At 68.8% G+C, this 7,360-nt stretch carries 8 protein-coding genes and 1 pseudogene; 5 read left to right on the forward strand and 4 right to left on the reverse strand.

All coding sequences use genetic code 11. The features are described 5' to 3' along the window. Window positions 1–269 precede the first annotated feature (269 nt). Window positions 270–689 (reverse strand): MerR family transcriptional regulator, encoded by a 420-nt coding sequence (locus AB0H37_RS07145; protein ID WP_360611824.1) that lies wholly within the window; start codon window positions 687–689, stop codon window positions 270–272. Between AB0H37_RS07145 and AB0H37_RS07150 the strand changes: the two genes are divergently transcribed. Beyond that, window positions 688–1,377 carry a methyltransferase domain-containing protein gene (locus AB0H37_RS07150; protein ID WP_360611825.1) on the forward strand — a complete coding sequence of 230 codons (690 nt, stop codon included), beginning with the start codon at window positions 688–690 and terminating at the stop codon, window positions 1,375–1,377. The genes AB0H37_RS07145 and AB0H37_RS07150 overlap by 2 nt on opposite strands. Before the next feature lie 176 nt (window positions 1,378–1,553). On the opposite strand, the gene AB0H37_RS07155 is transcribed toward AB0H37_RS07150, so the two are convergent. Continuing rightward, window positions 1,554–2,924 carry a hypothetical protein gene (locus tag AB0H37_RS07155; RefSeq protein WP_360611826.1) on the reverse strand — a complete coding sequence of 457 codons (1,371 nt, stop codon included), beginning with the start codon at window positions 2,922–2,924 and terminating at the stop codon, window positions 1,554–1,556. Window positions 2,925–3,358: 434 nt separating this feature from the next. Here AB0H37_RS07155 and AB0H37_RS07160 point away from each other — a divergent pair, with 434 nt between their 5' ends. The 3 genes from AB0H37_RS07160 to AB0H37_RS07170 all read left to right on the forward strand — a co-directional run bounded on the left by AB0H37_RS07160 (window position 3,359) and on the right by AB0H37_RS07170 (window position 5,653). Then, entirely contained in the window at window positions 3,359–3,646 is a 288-nt protein-coding gene (locus AB0H37_RS07160) for a hypothetical protein (RefSeq protein ID WP_329096762.1), read from the forward strand. A gap of 502 nt (window positions 3,647–4,148) precedes the next feature. Continuing rightward, window positions 4,149–5,096 (forward strand): hypothetical protein, encoded by a 948-nt coding sequence (locus tag AB0H37_RS07165; protein WP_360611827.1) that lies wholly within the window; start codon window positions 4,149–4,151, stop codon window positions 5,094–5,096. 221 nt (window positions 5,097–5,317) lie between these two features. Then, window positions 5,318–5,653, forward strand: a complete 336-nt coding sequence (locus AB0H37_RS07170) for a hypothetical protein (RefSeq protein ID WP_360611828.1) — start codon at window positions 5,318–5,320, stop codon at window positions 5,651–5,653. Between the two features lie 54 nt (window positions 5,654–5,707). Here AB0H37_RS07170 and AB0H37_RS07175 read toward each other — a convergent pair whose 3' ends face one another. Next, window positions 5,708–6,118 carry a Dabb family protein gene (locus AB0H37_RS07175; protein WP_179831762.1) on the reverse strand — a complete coding sequence of 137 codons (411 nt, stop codon included), beginning with the start codon at window positions 6,116–6,118 and terminating at the stop codon, window positions 5,708–5,710. A gap of 110 nt (window positions 6,119–6,228) precedes the next feature. Here AB0H37_RS07175 and AB0H37_RS07180 point away from each other — a divergent pair, with 110 nt between their 5' ends. Further along, on the forward strand, window positions 6,229–7,143 hold the full coding sequence (locus AB0H37_RS07180; RefSeq protein WP_360611829.1) for an AraC family transcriptional regulator: 915 nt from the start codon (window positions 6,229–6,231) through the stop codon (window positions 7,141–7,143). Here the strand turns inward: AB0H37_RS07180 and AB0H37_RS07185 are convergent. After that, a pseudogene (locus AB0H37_RS07185) lies at window positions 7,094–7,360 on the reverse strand (hypothetical protein); the annotation flags it as partial. The gene AB0H37_RS07180 and the pseudogene AB0H37_RS07185 overlap by 50 nt on opposite strands.

The following is a 7,360-nucleotide window of genomic DNA, read 5'->3' on the forward strand; positions in this document are numbered from 1 at the left end:
AGTGGTCAACCACTGCGCTGGGGCCGGCCCGGGCGACCGAACCGGCGCCATGGTGAGGAAAGCAGATCACGCGGGCTGATTCACAGGCCGAACACGGCCCGCACAAGGTGATCAGGGAAGCTCCTGGTCGGCCGGGTGTGCGCACACCCTGGCCGCCAGGAGCTTCCTGCTGTTCCGGGTCCGCGGTGCGCGCGATGGCAGCAGGCGGCTTGGTGACCCCAGCCGAGGTCCATCGCGGGAACGGCGCCACGGCGAACGCTCGCGGCCGACTATGCCGGCGCGCTCGACGATCCCAGTCGATCAGCCAGGAGCCCCTGAAAACGCGGGCACGTCATGATGTCGTCATGCGGGCATTCACCCTCGATCATGTCGAGGGCGGCCTGCGCCCGGGCGATCCGCACCAGCAGCCTCTCGCGGTGCCGGACCGTCACCTCATGGCGCTCCGACGTGGACCGGGCGGCCAGCATCGTGCGGATGTCCGCGAGTCCGAAGCCCGCCTCCTTCGAGATCAGGATCGCCGCCACCCGGTGCACGTCGGCGTCGGTGTAGCGGCGGCGGTCGCCCGCGCGGGCCGGTGCCAGCAGCCCTTCCGCCTCCCAATGGCGCAGCACGTGGGTCGGCAACCTGAACTGCGCCGCCACCTCGCCGATTGACTTCATGTCGACATTAAGTCGCACAATGACGGCCATGTCCAAGCTGCTCACCATGCTCGACGCCTTCGACGAGCTGCCCCAGGTCCGCAACCTGCGAGAACACACCTATGAAGCGCTGGGCGACACGATGGTCGACGTCGGCTGCGGGAGCGGCCGCGCCATCGGCGAGCTGGCCGCCCGAGGGGTGAAGGCCATCGGCGTCGACCTGGATCCCGCCATGATCGAGGTCGCCGTCGAACGCTGGCCCGCAGGCGAGTTCCACGTCGCCGACGCCACCGCGCTGCCTCTCGACGACGGCTCCGTCACCGGCTACCGCGCCGACAAGATCCTGCACGCCCTCGCCGAGCCCGAGCAGGCCGTCGCCGAGGCCCGCCGGGTCCTGACCCCCCATGGCCGCGCGGTGCTCATCGGCCAGGACTGGGACACGTTGGTGATCGACTCCGACGATCCCGAACTCACCCGCTCCCTCGTCCACGCCCGTGCGGACCGTATGCCGCATCCCCGGATCGCCCGCCGATACCGGAACCTCCTGCTGGACAACGGGTTCACCGACGTCGCCGTCGAGGTCCACACGATCGTGTGGACGGACGCCGCCTGCCTGCCGACGCTCGCCAATATCGGCGGAGAAGGCCCCTGGCTCGACGACCAGGCCGCCAGGGCCCGCGACGACCGCCTGTTCGTCGCCATCCCGATCTTCGTCGCCTCGGGAACCCGCGCCGCTTGAGCACCGGTCCGGCATCGGCGGCCGGCACCCGCTCACCCGTCACAGGTGAGCGATCAACACGCACGGCCGCCCCGGAGGGCGCTCATGCGAAAGCGGCGGGGAAGCAGTGATACCTCCCCGCCGCAGAGTTGGTGCGGCGTCATGAGAACCGCACTCATGGTGCCGACCGGCCTGGATCACCCGTAGGCGAACCCGCAGCCGACCAGCTTCTTGAGGCGCCTGACCACCCTGCGGAACCTTCTCCGCTGAACGGCCCTCGCCTCGGGCGGCAGCCGGAGCAGGGACGCTCCGGCGGCGATCACACTGATCCATGACATCCCGACGACCTGCCAGATCGTCGGGACCTTCTGCTCCATGATCAGGTCGACCAGCAGCCCGAGCAACGGAATGACGCTCCACAGAATCGTGTAGACGGCGTCTCCGAGCGCCTTCCTCGCCCTCATGTGCAGGTACCTGGGGACGACGACGGTCATCAGCGCCGTGCAGAGCAGCGCCAAGAGGACCCCCCAGGACCAGCCGACCGACAGGTCCTCGCCCGCCAGCTTGGCCCAGATAGCGAGACCGACCACGCCCAGGCCCGTGCCCAATGCCTGGAACTGGTCGGCTTCGGCACCGCCCCGATCGACGTAGCTTCGGGAAAGCGCCATGTAGATGATGCCGGAGAGAGCCGATCCGATGGACCAGATGACTCCCCACGGACGCGCCGCGATGTGCCATGCCTCGATGGAGACGGCAAGACCCAGCACGATGAGCAGCGGCACCAGCATCGCCGCGAACCGCTGCCCCGTCTGCCAGACCTCCTTGGAGTAGGTCATGGTCGAGACGGCGAACGTGATGGCGTTGATGGTGGCGAGAGCCGTCCCCGTCGACGTCATCGCCAGGACCATCATCCCCCGGCCCATGATGTTGCAGCCGGCGAAGACGACGATGGCCCCCACCGCTCCCCAGGTGAACAGGAGCCGCTGAGGCCGCGGTTCCGTGACCCGGGACGGCCCCAGAATCCGGAGCCTGAGCCTGTACGCCACCAGCAGCAGAACTGTCGCGCCGATGCCGTACTCGGCCGTCGCGATGACCAGAAAGCACAACGCGATCACACAGATGGCCTTCGCGGCTCTCCGGGTGTACCGGAGCCGCTCAGGCCGCTGCAGCATGTGGCGGAACAGCCCCAGGATCTGGAGCCTGCGCCTGTACGCCACCAGCAGCAGAACTGTCGCGCCGATGCCGTACTCGGCCGTCGCGATGACCAGAACCGACAACGCGATCACACAGATGGCCTTCGCGGCTCTCCGGGTGTACCGGAGCCGCTCGGGCCGCGGCTGCGTGTGGCGGAACAGCCCCAGGATCTGGAGCCTATACGCCACGAGCAGCAGGACCGCCGCGCCGATGCCGTACTCGGCCGTTGCGACGACCAGCGCGGACATCGTGATGCCTTCGAGCAGGTAGTTCTTGAAGATCGACCGCCCGAACAGCTTCGACGAACCCTCGACGAGGGTGAGACCCGCGCCTAAGGCCAATCTCTCCGGCCCCACGGCCGGTGGAGTTTTCATTTGTAGATCCCCTCGAACGGGCGCGCAAGGAGATCGGCTCTGAGCCGGTCCCCTGGAGATCGCGCCGATGGATGCGACGAGACTCCGCAGAACCGGAAAGTTTCTCTGGTTTGTGAAGTTCGAGAGGATCATATGCCCGGCATGCCGCCGGACGGCAGGACCGACGGTCAGACGATGCACCAGGCATCCGTTCGGAATGGGCCCCCGATCGATCGCGGGGCCTTCGCACACCCACCGTCAGCAAGCGCTGGCACTCCGCGCCCACCGGTCCGGACGCTCAGGGCGGCGCGGCAGCGCCCAGGGGCCGACCACGCGCAGCCACGTGAAGCCTCGCCTACGAGTTCGGGCTTCGCGGTTGCCGATGGCGTCGGTTCCACGACGGTCTTCTCCGGAATGTGCCTTCGGGCACCCACTACAAACGAAAGAAGTCTGTGATGTTGTATTCCGCAATCGTCATTTTCCTGCTGAGCGTCTGGGCAGGGCGCGAGGCGAAGGCGAAGTCCTGCGACAACCCGAAGGACTGCAAGAGGCTGAAGGACCGCGGGGGCCTCATCATGGCCAGCGCCGGGCTCGTGGTCTTCGTCCTGGCGGAGCTGCCCCCCGTGATCCTCGCCGCTGCCGCGCCGGGCTTCCTGGTGGGGCTGCTCACGACGAAGAAGCCCTGGGTGGCCTGGCCCGTGGCCATCGTGGCGATCCTGATCGCACTGAACCTGAGCAGCTGAGCCTCAGGACGACCATCCTGAGGGCCGGCAGGCTCATGGTCTGACAACCCGGTCCGAGCTCATGTGCGGACGGGGTGACCCGGTGTCCCGGCGGAGAGGCGCAAGCCTTCCCGCCGGGACATTCTTGTCATAGGACCAGAGACCCGCAGGTGGGACCACCTACGGCGCAGAGATCGACCTCGTATCCCGACGGTCGACGGGCAGTGCACTACGCACGACGCGGGCTATGAACCGGCCCAACCAGCGGCATTCGAGTAGGACTCGTGCCATCAAGGACCCCCAAGTCGCTCGTCCAGGCGGCTCGGAAGCAGGCCGTAGGGCACCTCCGCCGATCGTTGCCGATCTTGGTCCGCCGAGGACTGTAGAGAGGAGTCGGCCAGAAGGCCATGGACCCCTCACCAGAGGGACCATGGCTTGCTCGGCCATAACCCGTCCCGGCCAGGCCAGGATCAGGAGAAAACAAATGAGACCAATGAGATTGCCCATGCTCAGGGGCCCGCAGATGGGGGCTGCCCTCATGCTGGGCTCCGTAGTGATCGTCGGGGTGGGCTTCGTGTTCACCCGGGTGCTGTCGGCCCCTCTCCAGGGGACCCTGGGGATGACGGTCTTCGGTGGTGGCATCCTCGTCGCGATCGCGCTCGCGAAAGACGGCGTCCAGGGACTGGACCCGCGCAAGCTGACCCCGCGTCAGCGGAGGGGGATGCTGCAGCACGCGCTGACCAGCTCGCTGATGAAGATCGGCGGGCCCATCGCGTTCGCTTTCATCGGCGCGGGCCCCTACGCCAGCATCACCGCGTTGGGGAGCCTCCTCGCCGGCCTTCCCAAGACCACGGGGACGGGTCGGGCCCTTCGGGTTCCGATCTTCCTCGCCGTACTGATCGCGACCGGTGCCCTGCTGGGCGACCAGAGCGTCAGCCTCCTGGGGATCGGTGCCGCACTCGCCGCGGCCACGCACCCCTTCAACCTGCCGAGCCAGGCCAAACTGCTCGGCGACAAGCGCGACCAGGGTGTCGCACAGGCCAACGTCATCTGCATGTTGGTCGTCATCCCGGTGTGCTTCCCGTTGGCCGAGTACCTCGGGACACCCATCGGGGAGTGGTCGTGGGGCCCCACCGAGATCGTCGCCATGCTGGGGGCAGGGCTGTTCGCAACGGCCCTCGCCGCCGTCATGCAGACGCGGGCGGGCATCTACCTGACCAAGGGCGGCATGGGGGTCTGGGCCGCCACGGCCCCGGCTCTCCAGCCGATGGTGGCGGTGGCACTGGCTCCCGCCCTCTTCGCCCTGTTCGGCATCGCAACGGTGAACCCGGGCCCCGTCCAGTGGGTCGCCTTCGGGATCGTCACCTCCACGTCCGCCATCACTGCACGGCTGGACGCGGAGGCCGCCGAGGCCGCGGCGGCCGCGAAGGCCGCGGCGGCTGCGGAGGAGACACCGACAAGACGGGACTGATCCCGTCCCAACTGTTCCGGTGACGCTACGACAACTGTGTCGACGCGCCACCCGGACAGCCGCAACACGAGAGCCCGGCCTCCGCCGGGCTCTCACATTTTTCGCGACCTCACCGTCGCCTTCAGAAGTCACCTGCAAGCGGGCCGGCCCTACAACGCGTCCTTCGGCGTCCGCCCGGCTCTGGCAGCCCGGACGTCCGAGGTGTTCGCTACGGTCCCCGCATGATCACCCGTCCTACCGAAGACCTTCGGCGGCTCGGCACCCTTCCCGACTCGTTCCTGGAGCGGGTCGACCAAGCGCTGCTCGCCTTCGAAGCCGAGCTGACCGTCCTTGACCTCACCTCCGACCACGCCATCATGGCCACGGTCGAACGCGTGGTCGTCGCGCTGAACCAGATCGACGGCACCGACGACCACAGCTTCGACACCATCGACCGCGAAGCACTGTGCGAATACATCGACCACGCTCTCACCCAGACCGGAGTCGATGTCGAGGCACTGGCAGACCGGCAGGGCATCGACCCGGCCGCGCTCACAGACCAGTGGCGAGACTGGTGAACACCCGGGCAAACCGGTTCGGTTCCGCCTGGAGCGCTGCCGGAGTCGCGCGGTTCAGGCCCGGTGCGGCTCGGGGGCACCGCTCGGGATCGCGTTGAGGAGGCGCTCCCAGTCGGGGTACATCGCGAGCTTCTTCTGGTGCATGGCGATGATCTTCTCGTTCAGATGCGGGTCGGAGTCGTCCGAGAACCGGACGTGGGTGAGACGGGCCAGGTACGGCAGGATCTCGGGGTCGCCCGCCAGGTGGGCCGGGTCGTGGATGTAGCGTTCCAGCGCGGCCAGGTCCGGGATCGCCACGCAGTATCCGTGGGTGAGGCCGTCGTCGGCGTCGCCCAGCTCGGGCCCGACGAATGAGAAGGACGTCGACTCCACGGCCGAGGTCCGCCGCATCGCGGCGAGGACGGCCTCCTTTCGTTCCGGAGTGGTGTCCGCCTTGAAGCCGAAACGCTGCGTGATCACGATCATTCCGCTCTCCTTCACAAGGTGTGCTTGTGACCGTAGGGCTCGTCGGCAAGACGACCAATGCCGCAGAGTCTTGATTTCATAAGGGATCGTCTTCCGGCTAGCCTTTCCGCATGGACGTGCTGAGCGACGTGATCGCCGTGATGCGCACCGGTGCGCCCCGGTCGGCGCGAGTGGAAAGGCACGCGCCGTGGGGCCAGCGGTTCCGCCACGCGCCCGGCACGGCCGGGTTCGAGGTCGCGCTGGCCGGGTCGTACTGGCTGCTCCCCCGTGAGGGCGACCCGATCGCCGTGGGCGCAGGCGACGTGCTGTTCTTCCCTCATGGAGGCGAATACGGCCTGGCGGACGCGCCCCTCACGCCACTTGGCGATATTCCGTTCCCGGGGGTGGACGCGGACGGCCCGGACCGCCCGTCCGCGACCGGGCCGCCGAGCGCCGTCGTCCTGTGCGGCGCCTACCAGCTCGACGCCGACCGCGGGCATCCTCTGCTGGACGACCTGCCCGGCATCGTGCACCTCCCAGCCCGGGTCGGCCGCCAAACCTGCCTGCGCGCTGCGGTCGACCTCCTCGGCTCGGAACTGCAGGACCCCGGCCCAGGCGCCGGCGCGGTCGTGCCGTCACTGCTGGACACGCTGCTGGTCTACATCCTGCGCACCTGGCTGGAAGAGCAGCCGGCCTGCGGCGGGACCGGCGGGTGGGCCACGGCGCTGGCCGACCCCGCTGTGAGCGCCGCGCTCGACGCCGTCCACAGCGATCCGGCGCGGCCCTGGACGGTCGCAGAGCTGGCGGACCGGGCGGGACTGTCGCGGGCGGCGTTCGCCCGCCGGTTCAACGCACTCGTCGGACGGCCACCGCTGACCTATCTGACCTGGTGGCGGCTGACCACTGCGGCGCGGCTGCTGCGCGAATCCGACGCGCCGCTCGGCACGGTGGCCGAGCAGGTCGGATACAGCTCGGAATACGCCTTCGCCAACGCTTTCAAGCGCGCTTTCGCGGTCGCTCCCGGCCGCTACCGACGGACGCGCTGACCCGCCGCGGGCACGTCCACGACCGCTCAAGAGATCCGGCGGCCAGCAGCGCGAGTGAGGCCCCGGCGCGGGGCAGCCCGTCGACCAGGTCCACGTCGGCGGCCGGGACCTCGCCGACGTGGCCCCGCACGGTGGTGGCGACGGCGGCGAGCTGCGCGGCGAGGTAGTGGCTGGAGATGCGCGGGACCGAGTCGAGGACGCGTTCGGCGGACGCGCG

Source organism: Actinomadura sp. NPDC023710 (genome assembly GCF_040639875.1).
Classification (GTDB): domain Bacteria; phylum Actinomycetota; class Actinomycetes; order Streptosporangiales; family Streptosporangiaceae; genus Spirillospora; species Spirillospora citrea.

Bases quoted from the DNA above. Each gene is read 5' to 3' on its own strand.
- AB0H37_RS07150 (WP_360611825.1), top strand. From the start codon at position 688: ATGTCCAAGCTGCTCACCATGCTCGACGCCTTCGACGAGCTGCCCCAG.
- AB0H37_RS07145 (WP_360611824.1), bottom strand. From the start codon at position 689: ATGGCCGTCATTGTGCGACTTAATGTCGACATGAAGTCAATCGGCGAG.
- AB0H37_RS07155 (WP_360611826.1), bottom strand. From the start codon at position 2,924: ATGAAAACTCCACCGGCCGTGGGGCCGGAGAGATTGGCCTTAGGCGCG.
- AB0H37_RS07160 (WP_329096762.1), top strand. From the start codon at position 3,359: ATGTTGTATTCCGCAATCGTCATTTTCCTGCTGAGCGTCTGGGCAGGG.
- AB0H37_RS07165 (WP_360611827.1), top strand. From the start codon at position 4,149: ATGGGGGCTGCCCTCATGCTGGGCTCCGTAGTGATCGTCGGGGTGGGC.
- AB0H37_RS07170 (WP_360611828.1), top strand. From the start codon at position 5,318: ATGATCACCCGTCCTACCGAAGACCTTCGGCGGCTCGGCACCCTTCCC.
- AB0H37_RS07175 (WP_179831762.1), bottom strand. From the start codon at position 6,118: ATGATCGTGATCACGCAGCGTTTCGGCTTCAAGGCGGACACCACTCCG.
- AB0H37_RS07180 (WP_360611829.1), top strand. From the start codon at position 6,229: ATGGACGTGCTGAGCGACGTGATCGCCGTGATGCGCACCGGTGCGCCC.